The following is a 20,145-nucleotide window of genomic DNA, read 5'->3' as shown; positions in this document are numbered from 1 at the left end:
TCCCGGCAATTGTTGTTTGTGGCAAATTATTCGCCCCCAGCCTACACGCAGCAATTAAAATGTACGAACCGGTTAGTTTTTGGTGCGATTATCGAACACTAAGCCCCTTTGGCGAATTGACGATTTTTTAACCGCTACGCACCATCGTTCTCGCAGCTACACCCGAAAAAGAAGCCCAGCACACACCATAACAATTTCAAAAACGGGTACCACCTCATGCCTTCGCAAAACTCCGTCCTGGCCGCGCGCCCGGGCAACCCGCACGCCGGCATCGGCGACAAGATCCGCGGCGCCCTGGCCGTGGGTAAAACCCGCTGGGGCATGCTGGCCCTGGTGTTCTTCGCCACCACACTGAACTACATCGACCGCGCCGCCCTGGGCGTGATGCAACCGATCCTGGCCAAGGAAATGAGCTGGACGGCGATGGACTACGCCAACATCAACTTCTGGTTCCAGGTGGGTTATGCCATCGGTTTTGTACTGCAAGGCCGGCTGATCGACCGCATCGGCGTCAAGCGCGTGTTCTTCTGCGCGGTCTTGCTGTGGAGCCTGGCCACCGGCGCCCACGGCCTGGCCACCTCGGCGGTCGGCTTTATGGTCTGCCGCTTTATCCTCGGCATCACCGAAGCCGCCAACTACCCGGCCTGCGTCAAGACCACGCGCCTGTGGTTCCCGGCGGGTGAGCGCGCAGTCGCCACCGGCATCTTCAACGCCGGCACCAACGTCGGTGCGATGCTGACGCCGATGCTGCTGCCGTTGATCCTGCACGTGTGGGGCTGGCAGGCGGCGTTCCTGTGCATGTCGGCACTCGGCGGGATCTGGCTGGTGTGCTGGGGCCTGAAGTACTACAACCCGGAAGACCACCCCACCGTTAAACAATCCGAACTGGATTACGTGCAACAGGAACTCGAACCGGAGCAACCTCGCGTCCCGTTCAGCCGCATCCTGCGCATGCGTGGCACCTGGGCCTTCGCCCTCGCCTACGCAATGACTGCACCAGTGTTCTGGTTCTACCTGTACTGGCTGCCGCCGTTCCTGAACCAGCAATACAACCTGGGCATCAACGTGACCCAGATGGGCATTCCGCTGATCATCATTTACCTGACCGCCGACTTCGGCAGTGTGGGTGGGGGCATTCTGTCGTCGTTCCTGATCGGCCGTGGGATGAACCCGATCAAGGCGCGGTTGCTGTCGATGCTGCTGTTTGCCTGCTGCATCATCGGTGTGATCATGGCCGCCGGTTCCAGCCAGCTATGGGTAGCAGTGTTTGCCATTTCCCTGGCCATCGGCGCGCACCAGGCCTGGACCGCCAATATCTGGAGCCTGGTGATGGACTACACGCCCAAGCACATGATGAGCACGGTGTTCGGTTTCGGTGGTATGTGCGCGGCGATCGGCGGCATGTTCATGACCCAGATCGTCGGGCATATCCTCACGGTCACGAACAACAACTACACGGTACTGTTCACCCTGATCCCGGCGATGTACTTCATTGCCCTGACCTGGATGTACTTCATGGCACCGCGCAGGATTCCTACCGTAGACGTCTGAGCTACCACCCTCTGAACTATCTGCGCCGCTGCTGCCAGGCAGCGGCCAGCCCGCTCATGCAGATCACCCCGATCCCAACCACCGTGGTCAGGTCCGGGGTGTGATTGAACACCAGCCAGCCCAACAACCCTGCGAACACGATCTGGCAATAGCCGAATGGTGCCAGCAAGGCCGGCGCCGCGAAGCGGAACGCCTGGGTCAACAGCAGGTGCGCCGTCATACCGCACGTACCCAGCGCCAGCATCAGCACTGCGTGCCATAGCGTGGGGATTTGCCAGAAGAACGGCACCATGGCACTCATCACCAGGGTATTGCACAGGCCGGCGAAGAAGTTGCTGGTGGTCGGTGTGTCGTATTGGCTGAGGATGCGCGTGAGCAGTTGGTAGAAGCAGAAAAACAGCGCCGAACACAGCGGCAACAACACCGCCGGGGTAAACAACTCGCCCCCCGGATGGATGATCACCAGCACGCCGACAAACCCGCAGATCACCGCCAGCCACTGGCCGCGCGTGACATGCTCGCCGAGCAGCGGCACGGACAGTGCCGTCACCAGGATCGGCGCGAGGAAGTTCACCGCCGTGGCTTCCGCCAACGGGATGTAATGCAGCGCCGTGGTGAAAAACAGGCTGGTGCCTAGCAGGCACAAAGCGCGCACCACCTGCATCCCTGGCCGTTTGCTGCGCAATACCCGCAAGCCCGATTGCGGCAGGAAGATCCCGGCCATCAACAGGGTGTGCACCAGGTAACGCGCCCACACCACCATCACGATCGGATAGAACCCGGCCAGGTATTTGGACAAGGCGTCGTGGCTGGAAAACAGAAAGGTCGCCACCACAATCAGCAAAATGCCTTTGAAGGGACGGTTGACGCCGGAAAGGGGGGTGCTGACGGTCATTGAATTCTCTTGCATGGCGGGCTGAACGCTGAGCACTGAACATGGCAGCACTCAACCCGGTAATCTAGCAGCCGGGTCGGAGTCTGCCCCAAGAGCATAACCAAACACCGTGCGAACAGCGCACTAAATCACGGTATTCGAGTCCAACGCAGCACGTTTGCCCAAGGGCTGCACACTTTTTGATCAAGGCCATGTCGCTATGAAAAAAATACTCTTTGTTCTGCCTGCCCTTGCCCTGCTCACCGCCTGCAATAAAGAGCCGACGCCCGCGCCCAAACCCGCTCCCGCCTCGGTACAAGCCACGCTGGTACCGGCAACCCCGCCGACCGATAAATGGGTCGGCAAGTGGATCGGCGTCGAAGGCTTGAGCCTGACCATCGCCAAGGACGACAGCATCGGCCGTGGCCATTACCTGCTGACCATGAAATACGGCCTGGATGACGACGACGCCGGCACCTTCAAAGGGGAAGCCAACGAAGACGGCATTACCTTTACCCGCCCCGACGGTCCGCAGCAATTGAGCGCCGGCGACGGCGAGGCCACCGGCCTGAAATGGCTGGCGGATAAAAAGGACTGCTTGATTGTCGATACCGGCGAAGGTTATTGCCGCGATTAACGGCCATACTCTTTCCCAATTAATGTAAGACCGTTTACCGAGAGGATTGCCCCCATGCTATGGAAAAAAGGCCGACGCAGCGACAACGTGGTGGATGCCCGCGATGACAGTGGCGGCGGTGGTGGAGGCATGCGCTTTGGTGGCGGCAAGGGCCTGAGCCTCACCGCGATTGTGCTGATCGTCGGCATAGGCTGGCTGACCGGCCAGGACCCGCTGCAGATCCTCGGCCAGTTGACCGGCCAGATGGAACAAGCGCCCTCGGTGAGCACGCAAACCCGCCAGGCCCCGCCGGCCAACGACCAACAGGCTGACTTCGTGCGCGCGGTCCTGGGCGACACTGAGGACACCTGGGGCCAGGTATTCAAGGAAAATGGCCTGGTCTACAAAAACCCCAAGCTGATTCTGTTCCGTGGCCGGGTCAACTCCGCGTGTGGTAGCGCCACCTCGGCCAGCGGCCCGTTCTACTGCCCGGCCGACCAACAGGTGTATCTGGACCTGGATTTCTTCCGGGAAATGTCGCAACGTTTCCAGGCCGCCGGAGAGTTCGCCCAGGCATATGTGATCGCCCACGAAGTCGGGCACCACGTGCAGACACTGCTGGGCATCTCATCCAAGATCCAGGCCGCGCGCCAGCAAGGCCGGCAAATGCAAGGTGACGGCGGTTTGCTGGTACGCCAGGAGCTGCAGGCCGACTGCTTCGCCGGGGTGTGGGCCAACCGTGCGCAAAAACGCCTGAACTGGCTGGAGCCCGGCGACATTGAAGCCGCACTGAACGCCGCCAACGCCATTGGCGATGACCGCTTGCAGCAACAGGGTCAAGGGCGCGTCGTGCCGGACTCGTTTACCCACGGCACCTCGGCACAGCGCGTGCGCTGGTTCAAGACCGGCTTTACCGAGGGGCAGATCACTCAATGCGATACCTTTGCCGCCAAGAGCCTCTAAATGAACCAACGACTGGGTCTACTGCTGGGCTTGATGATCAGCTGTTCCGCCAACGCCTGGGCCGCCGAGAAAGAGCACGGCGTCAAAGTGGTCAGCCCCGAGCGTTTCCATCTGCAGGCGGGTGACCTGAGCCTGGGCCTGAGCCAGGACTGGCGCCAGCCGCTGCCCGACGTCACCCGTGCACTGATCATCGTGCACGGTCGCTTGCGCAATGCGCAGACCTATCTCAAAAGTGGCGAAGATGCCGCCGCACACGCAGGCGTTGCCAGCCATACCCTGGTGATCGCACCGCAGTTTCTCAACGAGCTGGACGTGCAACGCAATCACCTGGATAAGCAGGTGCTGCGCTGGCACGGCAATGACTGGATGGCCGGCGAACTGTCGACCGGCCCGGGCCAACTCAGCTCCTACGGTGCGCTGGACCAGGTCATCAAGCACCTGAGCAACCGCAAACTGTTCCCGGCGCTGAAAGAGATCGTGGTCGCCGGCCACTCCGGCGGCGGTCAAGTGGTGCAGCGTTTTGCCCTTACCGGCCACGATCACCCGCTGCTGCAAACCGAAGGCATCAGCCTGCGTTACGTGGTGGCGAACCCCTCGTCGTACGCCTATTTCAGCCCGCAGCGCCCAGTGAAGTTCGATGTGACCAGTTGCCCAAGCTTCAACGAATGGAAGTACGGCATGCAGCACCTGCCCGCCTACGCAACGGGCCAGGGCGCCGAGCAGCTTGAGCAGGCTTACGTGTCACGCGACATCACCTACCTGCTGGGCCAGCAGGACACCGACCCGAACCACCCGGCCCTGGATAAAAGCTGCGAAGCCGAGACCCAGGGCGCGTACCGGCTGGTTCGTGGGCACAACTACTTTGACTACCTCAAGACGCGCCATCCGCAACTGAGCCATAAGCTGGTGGAAGTACCGGGCGTGGGCCATGACGGCGACAAGATGTTCACCTCGCCTGAGGGCGAGAAGGTGCTGTTTACCCAGTAAGCACTGAATAAACCAACTCAAAATGTGGGAGGGGGCTTGCTCCCGATGGACTGCGTAGCAGGCCCATTTTTGAGGCCGCTGCGCGGCCTATCGGGAGCAAGCCCCCTCCCACAGGTTATCCATCGTCCGCTCTATCTCTTAACTGACAGGCATTAGGGCTTGCCCCCTCCCACACTTCGCTTTTTCAGTGGCTGGCCTGGATCATCCGGCGCAATGCCACACAGTCTGCGGCATGCCAATCCGCCAACGCTGGCCACGGGTTCTCCGGCAAGTTCACCAACACCGTCCGGGCTCCCGCCGCCCGGCCGCAATCCAGATCAAAGCGGTAATCTCCCACCATCACCATCCGGCTCGGCGAAACATCCCAGGCCGCCGCCAGCTTCAGCAAGCCGCCCGGGTCTGGTTTGGGCGGCGCATCATCACGGCCTAATACATCCTCGGCGGCAAAGCAGTCCGCCAAGCCAATCGCCTCCAGGGTGATATGCGCCAGCTCCCGCGCATTGCGGGTCAGGATGCCCAGGCGATAACCACGCCCGGCCAGCTCGCGCACCAGCTCCACCGCGCCTGGCGCGGCAACCGAGCCCACCGCCAACTCGCGCTCATGCTCTAGCAACCAGGCATGCTTGGCCGCTGCCACATCGGCCGGCAACGCCGCCAGGTGGGTGAGGATGTCGTCCTCCGGCGGAATGTCCAGGGCCACGCGAATGGCCGCAAAATCATGCACGGCCACCGTGAGGGTGCCGTCCATGTCAAAGACCCAATGTTGGATATGCGCCAGGCTCATGCCCAATCCTTGCGATGACGAATCAAGCCTTCCTGGGTCACCGAGGCCACCAGCTGCCCGGCGCGGTTGTACACGCTGCCACGGGAGAAACCACGGGAGTTGCCCGCCCATGGGCTGTCCATGGCGTAAAGCAGCCAGTCATCGGCACGCAGGTCCGCGTGGAACCACAGCGCATGATCGAGGCTGGCTACCTGCATATCTTTCTGCCACACGGTCTTGCCGTGGGGTAGCAGCGAGGTGGTCAGCAGACCGAAGTCCGAGGCGTAGGCCAGCAGGTATTTATGCAGCGCGGGCAAGTCGGCCAGGGCGCCGTCGGCACGAAACCATACGTACTTGACCGGATCGGACGGCTGCGGGTTGAACGGGTCTTTCTCGGTCACCGGGCGCACTTCGATCGGCTTGGGGCACAGCAGCTTGTCGCGCATGTGCTCGGGGATCAGGTGGGCGCGTTGCTGGGTCAGTTCCAGCTCGGAGGGCAGGTTTTCCGGGCCGACCACCACAGGCATCGTGCTCTGGTGCGTAAAACCTTCCTCGTCATATTGGAACGAGGCGCTGCAGGTGAAGATCGGGTTGCCCTTCTGGATCGCGGTCACGCGGCGTGTGCTGAAACTGCCGCCGTCACGTACGCGGTCCACCGAGTACACCACCGGCAATGCGGCATCGCCCGGGCGCAGGAAATAGCCATGCAGGGAATGCACATGCCGCGCGTCTTCTACGGTCTGGCTGGCCGCCGACAGCGACTGGCCGAGCACCTGGCCGCCGAACAGTTGGCGAAAACCCAGGTCCTGGCTGCGGCCACGAAAGAGGTTTTCCTCGATCGGCTCCAGGGTCAGCAGGTCCACCAGATCTTCCAATACTTGGCTCATAGAGCAACTCCTACAATCTATGGGGCATTCCGGTCTGCTTATCCGTGCAGCGTGTCCAACCATTGGGCGCGGGTGATGCGATACAAAACATGATGGCGCAGCGGGTCATCGGCTGCGACCTTGGGGTGTTCAAAATCTGCCTGGGGATCGTAATGCATACCGATGGCCTGCATGACTTTTTGTGATGGCAGATTGGACTCAGTGGTGAAAGCCAGGATCTCATCCACCTGCAAACGATCGAAGCCGCAACGCAAGGCGGTCCAAGCCGCCTCGCTGGCATAACCCAGGCCCCAGTGTTCGCGGGCCAGGCGCCAGCCAATCTCCACGGCCGGGGTAAAGTCAGCCTCGAAGTTGACATTCTGCAGCCCGGTCAGGCCGATAAACTCGCGAGTGTCCTTGCGCTGCAAGGCCCAAAAACCAAAGCCGTACTCGGCAAAGTGCCCGCGAATCCGCCCGATCAACGCAGCCGTTTCCAGGTGGCTCAATTTAGCCGGGAAATAGCGCATCACCTGCGGGTCCGCGCACATGCGCGCAAATTCCGGCAGGTCGCTGTCGCGCCATTGGCGCAGCACCAGGCGTGCGCTTTCCAATTCCAGTATCGGCTCCATGGGTCCCCTCCCTTGCCATGTGCGTGAGTGTACAACGCGGGTAAGATGCGTCGCAGGTTCCCGTCAGAAAATCCCATGCCCCTGCCATTGATCTATCACGATGACTACAGCCCCGAGTTCCCGGCGGACCATCGGTTCCCCATGGACAAATTCCGCCTGCTGCGCGACCACCTGGTCGACAGCGGCCTGACCGAAGACCGCCAGTTGCTGCGCCCGCAACTGTGCCCACCCGAGATTCTGGCCCTGGCGCATGACCGTGGATATATCGAGCGCTATATGAGCGGCGAGTTGTCCCGTGAAGACCAGCGGCGCCTCGGCCTGCCCTGGAGCGAAGCCCTGGCCCGGCGCACCGTGCGGGCGGTCGGCGGCTCGCTACTGGCGGCGGAGCAGGCATTGGAACACGGCCTGGCCTGCCACTTGGCGGGCGGCACCCATCACGCCCATTACGATTACCCGGCGGGCTTTTGCATCTTCAACGACCTGGCGGTGATCAGCCATTACCTACTGGCCAGCGGCCGGGTCAACCGCGTGCTGATCTTCGACTGCGACGTGCATCAGGGCGACGGCACCGCGCGTATCCTCCACGACACGCCGGAGGCGATCACGGTGTCGCTGCATTGCGAAAAGAACTTCCCGGCACGCAAGGCCCAAAGCGACTGGGACATCCCGCTGCCCATGGGCATGGGGGACGCCGACTACCTCAAGGTGGTGGACGACGCACTCAACTACCTGTTGCCGCTCTACCAGCCGGACCTGGTGCTGTACGACGCCGGTGTCGACGTGCACAAGGACGACGCCCTCGGTTACCTGAAGCTGACCGACGCAGGTGTCGCCGCCCGCGACGAAAGCGTGATGCGCCACTGCCTGGGCCGTGATATTGCGGTGATGGGCGTGATCGGCGGCGGTTACAGCAAAGACCGCCCCGCCCTGGCCCGCCGCCACGGCATCTTGCATCACAGCGCCCAGCGGGTGTGGGCGTCATCAGGTTGTCATTGAACCCTGGGCGTTACCCACAATGCCTGTGGAACCACCTGTGGATAACTTGAGCGTAAGCGTCTGAACGCTGCTTTACATAAGGCTTGTAGGAAGCTGTATGTTTTTTGATCAGGCGTTTGCGCTGTCGTCGGGTAGAATGCTCGGCCTATTGAAGCGACCGTAGCCCTGCCCCATGCCCGATACCCCTTCCCAACACGTCATCATTATCGGCGGCGGCCCTGCCGGGCTGATGGCCGCTGAAGTCTTGAGCCAGGCAGGCGTGCGGGTCGACCTCTACGACGGCATGCCGTCGGTGGGGCGCAAGTTCCTGCTGGCGGGTGTAGGCGGCATGAACATCACCCATTCGGAAGCGTACCCGGCGTTCCTGTCGCGTTATGCCGAACGCGCCCCGCAAATGGCGCCATTGTTGCGCGCGTTTGGTGCCCAGGCGTTGTGCGAATGGATTCACGGCCTGGGCATACAGACCTTTGTCGGCACTTCGGGCCGCGTCTTTCCTACGGACATGAAGGCTGCGCCGCTGCTGCGCGCCTGGCTCAAGCGCTTGCGCGACCAGGGCGTGGTTATCCACACCCGCCATCGCTGGGTGGGTTGGGCCGCAGACGGCGGGCTGGTTATCCACAGCCCGGACGGCGAAAAAACTGTCCACAGCCCTGCCGTATTGTTGGCCCTCGGTGGCGGCAGTTGGTCGCGCCTGGGTTCCGACGGAGCCTGGCTTAAGCTGTTCGAAGATCAAGGCGTGCCGTACGCCCCTTTGCAGCCGAGCAATTGTGGTTTCGAGGTGTCGGCCTGGAGCGACTTGATGATCAGCAAATTCGCCGGTGCACCACTGAAAAACGTCGCCATCGGCCTGGCGGATGACAAGCCGCGGCTGGGGGAATGTGTGGTCACCGCCACGGGCATCGAGGGCAGCTTGATCTATGCGCTGTCAGCACCGATTCGCGAAGCGATCAATCGCGACGGTTCAGCCACCGTGCATATCGACCTGCTACCGAGCAAGCCGCTGGACAAGGTGCAAGCCGCCTTGGCCAAGCCCCGTGGCTCGCGTTCGATGAGCAAGCACTTGCACAGCCAGTTGGGCCTGGATGGGGTCAAGTCGGCCTTGTTGCGTGAGCTGACACCGGCAGGCCACTTCAATGATCCGGCGCAGTTGGCGGTGGCTATCAAGGCGCTGCCGTTGACCCTGGTTAAAACCCGGCCAATCGATGAAGCGATCAGCACCGCGGGCGGCGTGCCGTTTGAGGCGTTGGATGAGCGCTTGATGCTCAAGCAGTTACCGGGCGTGTTCTGTGCGGGAGAGATGCTGGACTGGGAAGCACCGACGGGCGGGTACTTGCTGACGGGGTGTTTTGCCAGCGGCAAAGCGGCGGGGCATGGGATGCTGGAGTGGCTCAAGCGCTGAGATTTGTGGTGATTTTAATGCCACCATCGGGGGCAAGCCCCTCCCACATTTTGAACGGTGAACAGATTCAAAATGTGGGGGCTTGCTTCCAATGAGGCTATCAGCCACGCAGCAAATTACTTCTTCTTACGCGGCCCGGTGTTAAACACCGGCACCTTGCGCACCGGTTTGATCGATGGCTCCGCCGGCGCCACTTCGCCACTGTCCACCCATTTGCCCAGGTTACGTTTGCCGCCACCGCCCGAAGCCTTGGGCTTCTTCGGTTTTTTCGGTTTCTTTACCACCTGCCCACTGGCATCGGTGTCCGGCACGCGGTGCTCGGGCTCGAAATCCGGCTCGACTTTGCGGGTCAAGGTCTGACGCGTCAGCATCTCGATGGCCGACAGCATGTTCACTTCATCGGCGCACACCAAAGAGATCGCCTCACCGGTGTTGCCCGCACGCCCGGTGCGGCCAATGCGGTGGATGTAATCTTCGGCGACGATCGGCAGGTCGAAGTTGACCACCAGCGGCAAGTCTTCGATATCCAGGCCACGGGCGGCCACATCGGTGGCCACCAGGATCTGCACCTCGCCGGCCTTGAAGCGGTCCAGCGCCCGTTGGCGGGTGGCCTGCGGTTTGTCACCGTGAATGCCATCGGCATTGACGCCCAGGCCCTGCAATTTATCCACCAGTGCATCCACGCCGTTGCGGGTCTTGGCGAACACCAGTACCTGCTTCCAGCGGCCTTTGCGCATCAGGTGCACAAACAGCTCTGGCTTGCGCTTCTTGTCCACCGGCACCACCCATTGCTTGACGGTGTTGGCGGCGACGTTACGCGGGCTGACTTCGACACTCAGCGGGTCGTTGAGCATCTGCCCGGCGAGCAGGCGGATGTCATCGGAGAAGGTCGCGGAGAACAGCAGCGTCTGACGCTTTTTCGGCAGCATGCGGTAGATGTTCGCCAGTTCTTCGGAAAAGCCCAGGTCGAGCATGCGGTCGGCTTCATCCAGCACCAGGGTTTGCAGCTGATTGAGTTTCAGCGCGTTCTGGCGGAACAGGTCGATCAGGCGGCCAGGGGTGGCGACCAGAATGTCGACACCTTTGCGCAGCTTCATCATCTGCGGGTTGATACTCACGCCGCCGTACACCGCATAAGTGGTCAGCGGCAGATGTTGAGCGTACTCGGCGACACTGGCGTGAACCTGCTCGGCCAGCTCGCGGGTCGGGCACAGGATCAGCGCGCGCGCCGAGTTGGGGGCGACTTTCGGCCCTTCCAGGGTCAGCAATTGCAGGAGCGGCACAGCGAAACCTGCGGTCTTGCCGGTGCCGGTCTGGGCCGCGGCCATCAGGTCACGACCGGCCAGCACCGCTGGAATGGCCTGCGCCTGCACCGGCGTCGGGGTCTGGTAGCCAAGCGTCTCAAGGGCGCGCAGCAAGGGTTCGATCAGGCCAAGGGTGGCGAAAGTCATGTGTCTACCGTAAGAAAATTCAGCGCATGAGCGGGTAAAAAAACCGCAATTCGGCGCAGTTTACCTTATTCCGGCCGGGGCTTTCGCCACTGGGGCAGGCTGATCAACAGCACCGCGCTGATGATCACCAGCATTGCCAAGGCTTCTTCCATGCCGATGGTCTCACCGACAAACACGATCCCCAGCAACACGGCCACTGCCGGGTTCACATAGGCATAGCTGGTCGCCGCCGCCGGCCGCACGTGCTTGAGCAGGTACATGTAGGCGTTGAAGGCAATGATCGAACCGAACACGGTCAGGTAGGCCAGCGCCAGCCAGCCTTCCAGTGGCGGCACGGCCTGCAGGCGCTCACCGGAAAGCGCGCTGACCAGCAGCAGCGCCACACCGGCGACCAGCATCTCCGCAGCACTGGCCATGGCGCCCTGGGGCAGCGGCAATTGCCGGCTCCACACCGAACCGAACGCCCACGACGCGGCCGCCACCAACAGCAGAACCGCGCCCATGGGGCTCGACTGCAACGTGCTGCCCATGTTGAGCATGGCAATGCCGATAATACCCAGGATCACCCCGGCCCATTCCAGACGGGTATTACGTGCGCCCCAGAAATACCCACAGAGCAAAGTGAACAACGGCACGGTCGCCACGGCCAACGCCGCCACGCCGGACGACACGCCCATATGTTCAGCCATGCTCACGCCACCATTGCCGATGGTGAGCAACAAGATGCCAATCATCCCGGCCGCTTTCCACTGAGCCCAGGTCGGCGCCGGCACCCCGCGCCACCTGAGGAAGCCATACATCAATACACCGGCCGTGCAAAACCGAATCCCGGCCAGCAACAACGGCGGCCAATACTCCACGCCGACACGAATCACCAGGTAGGTGGACCCCCAGATCACGTACAACGCAAAAAAGGCGGCGATCAACGGTAAGGGAAAGCGACGTGGGCCAGGCATTGGGCGGCTCTATGGCAGGAGGACAGAAGACATATTCTAAAAAGGCAGGTTGATAAACATAAGTTACAAAACCTGTTTAAAACGCCAATACACTTTTCAAAACACGGTTATGAGGGATATAAACCATAGATTCGAAAGCCACACATTACGGAGCCTTATCATTGGACAAATACGACCGCATGCTCCTCAGTGCCTTGCTCGAAGACGGCCGCGCCTCGTTTGCGCAACTGGCTCGCACGGTCAACCTCTCCGCCCCCGCCGTGGCTGAGCGCGTGGCCAAGCTGGAGGCCAGTGGCGTGATCACCGGGTATCAGGCCAAGGTGGATCTGTCCAAAGTGGGTTTGCCGATTCAGTGTGTGATTGAGCTGCGCCTGACCAATCACGGCAGCCAGAAGGTGTATGACGCCTTATCCGAAATTCCCGAGCTCACCGAATGCCACCGCGTCACCGGTGACCCGTGCGTGATCATGCAAGCCGCCGTGGGCTCGATGCCGGAGTTGGAGAACCTGATCAACCGGATCGCAAAATTCGGGTTCAGCAAGACCTCGATCATTTTGTCGAGCGCGATAGAGCGGCGGGTGCCGCTGGGGCAGTTGGAGGCCAGAAATGCTGGATAAACAGCGCAAGGTCATCAGCCTCAGCCACCCGGTCAGCCCACGTATCCCGCTATGGCCGGGCGACCCTCCGGTGGTTTTTGCAGAGGTCGCCGCCCTGGAAAAGGATGGCTATTTCCTGCGACGTTTCAGCCTGGGTGAACACAGCGCCACGCATATGAATGCGCCGAACAGCTTCTACGCCGACGCAATGGGGATCGACGGTTATCAACCCGAAGACCTGGTGCGGCCGGCAGTGGTAGTGGACGTGCGCAGTAAAACCCAGGGCAACCCCGATTACGCAGTCAGCCCGCAGGATATTGAAGAGTGGGAACGCCAACACGGGCCAATCGAGCCCGGCTCGGTGGTCTTGATGTACACCGGCTGGCAACATCTTTGGCATGACCCGGTGGCGTTCTTCGGGCTGGACGCGCAAGGCTCGCACTTTCCGGGGATCGGCGAGGCGGCGATTGGTTTTTTGCTTGAGCAGCGTCGGATCGCCGGGGTCGGTATTGATACCCATGGGGTTGATCCGGGGCAGAGCACTGCATTCGCGACCAATCGTGCGGTGCTGGCCAGGAATGGGATTGTGCTGGAGTGTTTGACCCATCTCGACCGCCTGCCGGCCAAGGGTGCAACATTGGTGATAGGTGTCTTGGCGCTCGAAGGCGGATCAGGGTCGCCCGCATCGGTGATGGCGTTTATTCCCTGACGACACTGTGGGAGGGGGCTTGCTCCCGATGGCGGTGGACCAGCCCGCTAATCTGGAGCTGACACACCGCTATCGGGAGCAAGCCCCCTCCCACAGTTGGAGTTTCATTGTCAGGGGCTCAGAACCCGCGGTGCTTCTTCAGGTGTTCGGTGATCTTCGCCGCCGGCACTTTCTGCAGGGTGCACAGCAGGTCGTGGGAGAGTTCGCGCAAGCCGTGAGTCCCGCGCAGTTCCTGGGCCAGGTACGCCGTGAGGTTGGCCGCCATCTCCGCATCCGCCAGCGCCCGGTGAGCCTTGCCGGTATGGGGCAACTGGGCGTAGCTGTTGAGGGTGCCGAGTTTGTGGTTGGGCGCCGCGGGCATCAGGCGGCGGGCGAGTAACAGCGAGCAGGCGAATTTCTGCAGGCGGGTGCGGCGGATCAGGCCCAGCTCATAGTCCCAGAACTTCTGGTCGAATGCCGCGTTGTGCGCCAGCAGTGGCGTCGTGCCGACGAACTCGTTGACCTCGTTCATCACACGCTCGGCCGGCGGTGCGCTGCGCAGCATGGCGTTACTGATGCCGGTGAGTTGCTCGATAAAGCCCGGCACACGCACACCGGCGTTCATCAGGCTCTGGTAGCGATCCACGATCTGGCCGCGCTCGAGGATGACCACCGCGATTTCCGTGGCCCGGCAGTGGCTGCTCGGGGTGATGCCGGTGGTTTCAAAGTCGATGACCGCTATACGTTCCAAACCCGTTCCAACTCCGTCTAACTGTTTATCAAGCCGCAGCGTTCTATTTGAGCAGCAGCGCGCCTTCGATCGGCACATAGCGGCTGGCGGCGCGTATCAGTGAGTTGGCCGTCAACCCCGGGACACCGTAGGCCACGGCTTCGACGCCATGCTTGTGGATAACGCGCTCGAGCAGCATGTCGAAATCACCGTCGCCGGAGGCCAGTACGATTTCGTCGACGTGGTCGGCGGCATCCATGATGTCGAGGGTGATGCCCACGTCCCAGTCGCCCTTGGCCGAGCCATCGCTGCGCTGGATGTAGGGCTTGAGTTTTACCGTAAAGCCCAGGTTGCGCAGGATCTGCTGGAATTGCTGCTGCTTGCTGTCGCCACGGTCGATGGCATAGGCATACGCCTCTACGATCTGCCCGCGTGAACCGATGTCAGCCCACAAGGCGGCGTAGTTGAAGTGGCAACCATAGGCTTGGCGCACGGTGTAATAGAGGTTTTGTACATCGGCGAACACCGCAATTTTTTTCACCGCACTTCCCCAGGCTTACCACTTGGACGCCGGACACGAAGGTCCGCAAAGGCGCCAGTATGCCAGCCACGGGAAAGTTTCCGAGAAAAATCAGCCCGGGGCGACGAAGCGCCCCGGTTGAATGCAGGTCAGACGTAGGAATCGTCGTCGTCAAAAGACGAGGGATCGTCGGAATAATTGCTGTCTGAAAAGTTGTCAGCGTTGTTGCCGCCCCAACTGTCATTCCCGGCGAAACGCTGGTCGTCATTGCCCCAGTTGCCGTTGTCACTGGCCGGCGCGGGCTCTTCGCGGATGATTTCTTCCACGACCTGCGGCTGTTGAGAGTTGTGGTTGAACAAGCTGCTGATGCCTTCGGCCAGCATCACACCACCGGCCACACCAGCGGCGGTTTTCAAGGCGCCACCGAGAAAACCACTGCCAATCGGCGCTGCCGGTGCCTGTTGCGGCTGTTGATAGTTCTGCGGCGGTGCAGCGTAGTTTTGTTGCGGCGCAGGTTGGCCGAACGATGGCCGCCCCGGCTCACGCCAGCCGCCACCCGTCGACGCCGGCGCGCTCTGAGCCGGTTGCGGATCGCGGGAGCCGCCGCCAAAGATACTCGACAGGAAACCGCCACTGCTCGGCGCAGGCTGGGCCGCCTGGGAACGGGCTTGTTGCAGCTCATCCTGCAATTGCTGGATCTGCTGTGCCTGCTGCTTGTTCTGCGCGTCGAGACTCTTGATCGCGTGTTCCTGCACCAGGATCGACTGGGTCATGTAGTACCCGGCGGCCGGTTGGCGAGTCATGTGCTCCTTGATCCGCGCTTCGGCCAGTGCGTCGCGGGGGGCTGAGTCCTTTTCGGCTTGTTGCAACCGTGAAAACAGTCCATCGATCAGGGTTTGCTCTTCGCTGTTCATGGCGACCTCGTTAGATTGCCGGTAGAAATCATGGGCCTGCCTGGGACCAGGCAAGCTACGCGACTAGTTATGGGGCTGTTACCAGACGTTTCAATAGTCTTTACCTAAGGTTTACGTTTGCTTAACGCCAGCGCTGATCGGTTAAAGTGTGGGCCTTGCTTTTTGGCCTGCGATGAACCTGATGAATCCGTTAGACGTACTGCGCGACTCCTTCCGTTTCACCCAACGCAACCTGGGCGCCATCGTCCAGCTGTGCCTGCCGCTGGTGATCCTCGAAGCCCTGCTGCAACAGGTGCTGGACCACACGCTGGGGCCGGATGCGTTCCCCGGTTACAGCGTGGTCGTCGGGCTGCTGGTGTATCCGCTGTACACCGGCGCCCTGATCCTGTTTCTGGATGCGCGCACCCGCGGCGAGTCGCCGCGCACTAAAGATGTCTGGGCCATGGCCCTGACCCTGTGGCCACGCTTCGCCCTGCTGACGGCCATGAGCACGCTGCTGATTCTGCTGGGCTTGTCGTTGTACTTCCTGCCCGGCCTGTGGCTGATGGTGGTGCTGGCGTTTGCCGAGTACCTGCTGGTGCTGCGCGGCATGCCGGCACTGGACGCGATGAAGGAAAGCTTTCGCCTGAGCCGTGGGCACTTCTGGCGAATCCTGGTCTGCCTGCTGTGCGTGATGACGCCGCTGTGGTTGCTCAAAGGCGCCAGCGCTGCGGCCTATCCAGACCCGGGTCCGTTACTGGGGCTGTTGATGGACAGCGCCCACAGTTTCCTGCAGTTGTTTACCAGTGTGGTGTTGTTCCGTTTATTCATGCTGATCGGTGGCGACGCCGACGCACGGTGATATGCTCCGTGCCTGTCCTGACACGCTGATAAGCCGAGCCAATGACCCGTTTATTGCGCATCTTCCTGCTGGGCCTGCTGATCATCGCAGGCCTGCTCACTGCCCTGATCTACAGCCTGACCTGGCGCCCCGCCGACAAGCAAACCCTGCCCGTCAGCTGTGGCGCCCCCCGCGCGCCGACCCTGCTGCCGGGGCAGGCGCTCAAGGTGATGACCTGGAACGTGCAATACCTGGCCGGCAAAAACTACGTGTTCTGGTACGACACTCCCGACGGCAGCGGCCCGGACGACCGTCCGACCGTGGAAGACATGGCCTACAGCCTCGATGAAGTGGCGCGGGTGATCCGTGACGAACAACCCGACATCCTGCTGCTGCAGGAACTCGACGAAAACGCCAAGCCATCCCACTATCAAGACCAACTGGCCCTGTTGCAGGAACGCCTGGTCGACCTTTACCCGTGCAGCGCCCAGGCGTTCGACTGGAAAGCCGACTTCATCCCCAGCCTGCATATTTTCGGCAGTGTCGGCCGCAAACTGGCGACCCTGAGCCGCTACCAGATCGAACACGCCGAACGCCTGCAACTGCCGGTATCGCCCGGCAACTTCATCAGCCGCCAGTTCCAACCCAAGCCGGCCTTGCTGCTGACGTACCTGCCGCTGAGCGATGGCGGCCAACTGGCGGTGCTCAATACGCGTCTGGGTCGCGATATGCCTGGGCGCTCGGCGGTCGATGAGCAAGTCAAGGCAACGGTGAAGCTGCTGGATAAGCTCGAAGGCCGAGGCACGCCCTGGTTGATCGGCGGGGATTTCAACCTGCTGCCGCTGGGGCAGTTCCTGCGCCTGGAAGCGGGCAAGCGCGGTCAGTATTCGCCGGACAGCGAGTTGCATTTGCTGTGGGACAAATACCCGATGATCCCCAGCAACAACGAAGCCAGCGGCATCGACCGTGCGAAATGGCTGACGCACTACCCCAACGACCCAAGCCTCGACGGCCCGGATCGCACCTTGGACTATCTGTTCTACAGCCCACGCATCAAGCGGGTCGAAGCCAAGGTGCGGCAGGAGGATACGTTGCGCATTTCCAACCATTTGCCGGTGATTGCCCGGTTCCTGCTGCCCGCCGCGCCCTGACAGGCACCCCCGAAATAATGTGGGAGGGAGCTTGCCCCCTCCCACAGTTGTTCTCTGTTGTGGCTACTTGCGGGGTTTGATCCGGGCCGTCGCCTCGGCGACCAATGGATCATCCGGCCAGTAATGCTTTGGATAGCGCCCTTTCAAATCCTTCTTCACCTCGGCATAGGTGCTGCGCCAGAAGTTCGCCAGGTCCTGCGTCACCTGCACCGGGCGCCGCGCAGGCGACAACAAGTGCAGCTTCACCACCTGCCGCCCACCGGCAATGCGCGGCGTATCCGCCAACCCGAACAATTCCTGCAGGCGCACCGCCAGGATCGGCGGCTGTTCGCTGTAGTCCAGTCGCACCGACGAACCCGATGGCACCTTCACATGCTGCGGTGCCAGTTCGTCCAGGCGCTGTGGCAGCGGCCAGGGCAGCAGGTTGTGGAGAAAACTGGAGATATCCAGGTTGGAAAAATGACTGAGGCGCGAGACCTTGCCCAAGTACGGCATCAGCCAGTGCTCCAGGCTGGCGAGCAAGGCGCTGTCGCTAAGGTCGGGCCATTCGCTGGTTTTTCCGGCGTCCAGCTGGCGCAGCAGCATGACACGGGCCTGCCATTGGCGCAGCTCCGGGGTCCAGGGCAACAGCGCCAGCCCCTTGCGGCGGATAAGGTTGACCAACGCCTGGCTGCGGGCGGACTCATCCAGGCCGGTCAGGGGCTCGCGGCTGAGCACCAGTTCGCCGACTTTGCGTTGGCGCTCGGCGCGCAGCACGCCTTCGCGCTCGTCCCAATCCAACTGGTCGACGTTGCGCACCTGTTCGGCCAATACCGTATCGAATAGCGCCGGGTCGAAATCCGCCGCGAGGTAGATGCGTTCTTCCCGCTGGCCCTGGCGGCTGCCGAGGTCGGCGATCACCAGCCAAGGTTGTTTCATCAGGCTGTCAGCCTCGGCGAACAGCGCGGCGCGCCCATTGGCCAGGCGGTATTCGGCGCCACCCGGGCGACGTTGTTGCGCGACGCGGTCCGGGTAGGCCAGGGCCAGCAAGGCGCCGAGCCAGCGCGGGTGGTCGGGATCAGCCACCGCCTGAGTCGCCTTGCCGCGCAGATAACCACGGTACTGCCGGGCCAATTGCCTGGCTCTTTGCACACCACCCTGGGTGCCACGTGCGCGCTCTTCGCCGGACAGCAAGGCCAACCGACTGTGCAAATCGGCACCGCCACCGCGCAGGATATCGCGCTCGCCCAACAGGGCGGCCACCTCACAGGCCGTGGCCGCCAAACCCAGGTCCTGCCCACGCAGCAATAAATGAGCGATACGCGGATGCGCCGGCAACTCGGCCATTTTCTGACCGTGCGGGGTCAGCTTGTCGTCCTCCAGCGCGCCCAGGCGTACCAGCAAATCCTGAGCCTGGGCATAGGCGGCGGTCGGCGGCACATCCAGCCACACCAGTTGCGTCGGGGCCACGCCCCAACGCGCCAGCTGCAAGGCCAGGCCTGCGAGGTCCGCCGCGAGGATTTCCGCGCTGCCATACGCCGCCAGACCTTCATGCTGATCCTCGGACCACAACCGATAACACACCCCCGGCTCCAGACGCCCCGCCCGGCCGGCGCGCTGCGTGGCACTGGCGCGGGAGATGCGCTGGGTATCGAGACGGGTCATGCCGCTGCCGGGGTCGAAACGCGGCACCCGCGCCAACCCGGCGTCGATCACTACGCGCACGCCGTCAATCGTCAAGCTGGTCTCAGCGATGTTGGTAGCCAGTACCACTTTGCGTTTACCGGCAGGCGCCGGGTCGATGGCGGCACGTTGGGCGTTGAGGTCCAGTTCGCCATGCAGCGGGCAGAGCAGCACATCATTGCGCTCGCCCAGGGCGTCCGCCAGTTGCTGGTTGACCCGACGAATTTCCGCCTGCCCCGGCAGGAACACCAGCACACTGCCGGCTTCGTCCTGCAAGGCCTCAAGGATGGTCTGCAGCACACGCGGCTCGATAAATTCACCGGCCTGATACGGCCGCCCCCAACGCACCTGCACCGGGAACATGCGCCCTTCGCTGCGCAGGATCGGCGCATCCTCCAGCAGGCTCGCCAGGCGTTCACCTTCGAGGGTGGCCGACATCAACAGGATCTTCAGCGGCTGTTCATCACGAAACAGCTCGCGGCCGTTGAGGCTCAGGGCCAGCGCCAGGTCGGCATCGAGGCTGCGCTCGTGGAATTCGTCGAAGATCAGCAAGCCCACGCCCTCCAGTGCCGGATCGTCCTGCAGGCGACGGGTGAGAATGCCTTCGGTGACGACCTCGATACGGGTGTTCGGGCCGACCTTGCTGTCCAGGCGAATGCGATAACCGACGGTTTCACCGACTTTTTCCCCCAACTCGCTGGCCAGGCGTTCGGCCGCGGCGCGGGCCGCCAGGCGCCGGGGTTCGAGCATCAGGATGGTTTGCCCGGCCAGCCACGGCTCGTTCAACAAGGCCAAGGGCACGCGGGTGGTTTTACCGGCGCCGGGCGGCGCTTCCAGCACGGCTTCATGGCGAATCGCCAAGGCGTCACGCAGGGCGGGTAAAACTTCATCAATCGGCAACGAATTCATACTGGCTCCAGAACAGAGCGGCGAGTATAACGGCGAACTGCCGGATGCCGATGATGGTCTCAACAACACCACGGTTCTGGGCTGTCGACGCGGTCAACTGTGGG

General features: G+C 62.1%; 20 protein-coding genes. 10 read left to right on the top strand and 10 right to left on the bottom strand.

Annotated elements, in window-relative coordinates; translation table 11 throughout:
* Window positions 1-216 precede the first annotated feature (216 nt).
* Window positions 217-1,551, top strand: coding sequence for an MFS transporter (locus MJP36_RS06170; protein ID WP_244385043.1), 1,335 nt, complete (start codon window positions 217-219; stop codon window positions 1,549-1,551).
* A 16-nt stretch (window positions 1,552-1,567) separates the two neighbouring features.
* Here MJP36_RS06170 and MJP36_RS06165 read toward each other — a convergent pair whose 3' ends face one another.
* A complete protein-coding gene (locus MJP36_RS06165) occupies window positions 1,568-2,446 on the bottom strand; it encodes a DMT family transporter (RefSeq protein WP_090365694.1) in 879 nt (292 codons plus the stop codon).
* A 199-nt stretch (window positions 2,447-2,645) separates the two neighbouring features.
* Between MJP36_RS06165 and MJP36_RS06160 the strand changes: the two genes are divergently transcribed.
* The 3 genes from MJP36_RS06160 to MJP36_RS06150 are packed head-to-tail and all read left to right on the top strand — an operon-like array spanning window position 2,646 to window position 4,991.
* Complete coding sequence (locus MJP36_RS06160; RefSeq protein ID WP_244385042.1) at window positions 2,646-3,062, top strand: membrane lipoprotein lipid attachment site-containing protein; 417 nt, start codon at window positions 2,646-2,648, stop codon at window positions 3,060-3,062.
* A 54-nt stretch (window positions 3,063-3,116) separates the two neighbouring features.
* The gene (ypfJ, locus tag MJP36_RS06155) at window positions 3,117-4,004 is read left to right on the top strand and encodes a KPN_02809 family neutral zinc metallopeptidase (RefSeq protein WP_060752333.1); all 888 of its coding nucleotides are present in this window, start codon (window positions 3,117-3,119) and stop codon (window positions 4,002-4,004) included.
* Window positions 4,005-4,991 carry an alpha/beta hydrolase gene (locus MJP36_RS06150; RefSeq protein ID WP_244385041.1) on the top strand — a complete coding sequence of 329 codons (987 nt, stop codon included), beginning with the start codon at window positions 4,005-4,007 and terminating at the stop codon, window positions 4,989-4,991.
* 184 nt (window positions 4,992-5,175) lie between these two features.
* Here the strand turns inward: MJP36_RS06150 and MJP36_RS06145 are convergent, their stop codons facing one another.
* From MJP36_RS06145 to MJP36_RS06135, 3 genes are read right to left on the bottom strand one after another with little or no spacing between them, the layout of a single operon-like run.
* A complete protein-coding gene (locus MJP36_RS06145; RefSeq protein WP_244385040.1) occupies window positions 5,176-5,775 on the bottom strand; it encodes an HAD family hydrolase in 600 nt (199 codons plus the stop codon).
* Window positions 5,772-6,641, bottom strand: a complete 870-nt coding sequence (tesB, locus tag MJP36_RS06140) for an acyl-CoA thioesterase II (RefSeq protein ID WP_060752336.1) — start codon at window positions 6,639-6,641, stop codon at window positions 5,772-5,774. The genes MJP36_RS06145 and tesB overlap by 4 nt, the downstream gene beginning before the upstream one ends.
* Before the next feature lie 38 nt (window positions 6,642-6,679).
* On the bottom strand, window positions 6,680-7,249 hold the full coding sequence (locus tag MJP36_RS06135) for a GNAT family N-acetyltransferase (protein ID WP_060752337.1): 570 nt from the start codon (window positions 7,247-7,249) through the stop codon (window positions 6,680-6,682).
* Window positions 7,250-7,324: 75 nt separating this feature from the next.
* Here MJP36_RS06135 and MJP36_RS06130 point away from each other — a divergent pair, with 75 nt between their 5' ends.
* Both MJP36_RS06130 and MJP36_RS06125 read left to right on the top strand, forming a co-directional pair.
* On the top strand, window positions 7,325-8,245 hold the full coding sequence (locus MJP36_RS06130; protein WP_060752338.1) for a histone deacetylase family protein: 921 nt from the start codon (window positions 7,325-7,327) through the stop codon (window positions 8,243-8,245).
* 172 nt (window positions 8,246-8,417) lie between these two features.
* Window positions 8,418-9,644, top strand: coding sequence for a TIGR03862 family flavoprotein (locus tag MJP36_RS06125; RefSeq protein ID WP_090365690.1), 1,227 nt, complete (start codon window positions 8,418-8,420; stop codon window positions 9,642-9,644).
* 116 nt (window positions 9,645-9,760) lie between these two features.
* On the opposite strand, the gene rhlE1 is transcribed toward MJP36_RS06125, so the two are convergent.
* On the bottom strand, window positions 9,761-11,095 hold the full coding sequence (gene rhlE1, locus MJP36_RS06120) for an RNA helicase RhlE1 (RefSeq protein WP_198762418.1): 1,335 nt from the start codon (window positions 11,093-11,095) through the stop codon (window positions 9,761-9,763).
* Between the two features lie 65 nt (window positions 11,096-11,160).
* Entirely contained in the window at window positions 11,161-12,051 is an 891-nt protein-coding gene (gene yedA / locus MJP36_RS06115; RefSeq protein ID WP_090365686.1) for a drug/metabolite exporter YedA, read from the bottom strand.
* A gap of 161 nt (window positions 12,052-12,212) precedes the next feature.
* Here yedA and MJP36_RS06110 point away from each other — a divergent pair, with 161 nt between their 5' ends.
* Window positions 12,213-12,668, top strand: a complete 456-nt coding sequence (locus MJP36_RS06110) for an Lrp/AsnC family transcriptional regulator (RefSeq protein WP_090365685.1) — start codon at window positions 12,213-12,215, stop codon at window positions 12,666-12,668.
* A complete protein-coding gene (locus tag MJP36_RS06105; protein ID WP_244385039.1) occupies window positions 12,658-13,356 on the top strand; it encodes a cyclase family protein in 699 nt (232 codons plus the stop codon). Before MJP36_RS06110 ends, MJP36_RS06105 begins: the two co-directional genes overlap by 11 nt.
* Window positions 13,357-13,474: 118 nt before the next feature.
* Here the strand turns inward: MJP36_RS06105 and MJP36_RS06100 are convergent, their stop codons facing one another.
* The 3 genes from MJP36_RS06100 to MJP36_RS06090 form a co-directional block, all read right to left on the bottom strand.
* The gene (locus tag MJP36_RS06100; RefSeq protein WP_104996048.1) at window positions 13,475-14,086 is read right to left on the bottom strand and encodes a 3'-5' exonuclease; all 612 of its coding nucleotides are present in this window, start codon (window positions 14,084-14,086) and stop codon (window positions 13,475-13,477) included.
* Window positions 14,087-14,129: 43 nt separating this feature from the next.
* The gene (locus MJP36_RS06095) at window positions 14,130-14,606 is read right to left on the bottom strand and encodes a LabA-like NYN domain-containing protein (RefSeq protein ID WP_104996049.1); all 477 of its coding nucleotides are present in this window, start codon (window positions 14,604-14,606) and stop codon (window positions 14,130-14,132) included.
* Between the two features lie 128 nt (window positions 14,607-14,734).
* Entirely contained in the window at window positions 14,735-15,499 is a 765-nt protein-coding gene (locus MJP36_RS06090; protein WP_161548418.1) for a DUF2076 domain-containing protein, read from the bottom strand.
* Between the two features lie 181 nt (window positions 15,500-15,680).
* Between MJP36_RS06090 and MJP36_RS06085 the strand changes: the two genes are divergently transcribed.
* The gene (locus MJP36_RS06085; RefSeq protein WP_126870832.1) at window positions 15,681-16,340 is read left to right on the top strand and encodes a YciC family protein; all 660 of its coding nucleotides are present in this window, start codon (window positions 15,681-15,683) and stop codon (window positions 16,338-16,340) included.
* A 41-nt stretch (window positions 16,341-16,381) separates the two neighbouring features.
* A complete protein-coding gene (locus tag MJP36_RS06080) occupies window positions 16,382-17,470 on the top strand; it encodes an endonuclease/exonuclease/phosphatase family protein (protein ID WP_244385038.1) in 1,089 nt (362 codons plus the stop codon).
* A 63-nt stretch (window positions 17,471-17,533) separates the two neighbouring features.
* Here MJP36_RS06080 and hrpB read toward each other — a convergent pair whose 3' ends face one another.
* The gene (gene hrpB / locus MJP36_RS06075) at window positions 17,534-20,041 is read right to left on the bottom strand and encodes an ATP-dependent helicase HrpB (protein WP_244385037.1); all 2,508 of its coding nucleotides are present in this window, start codon (window positions 20,039-20,041) and stop codon (window positions 17,534-17,536) included.
* Window positions 20,042-20,145 lie beyond the last annotated feature (104 nt).

It is taken from the genome of Pseudomonas palleroniana (assembly GCF_022836895.1).
Taxonomy (GTDB): Bacteria; Pseudomonadota; Gammaproteobacteria; order Pseudomonadales; family Pseudomonadaceae; genus Aquipseudomonas; species Aquipseudomonas palleroniana.
The sequence above is the reverse complement of the archived record's forward strand: the minus strand, read 5'-3'. Positions and strand labels throughout refer to the sequence as shown.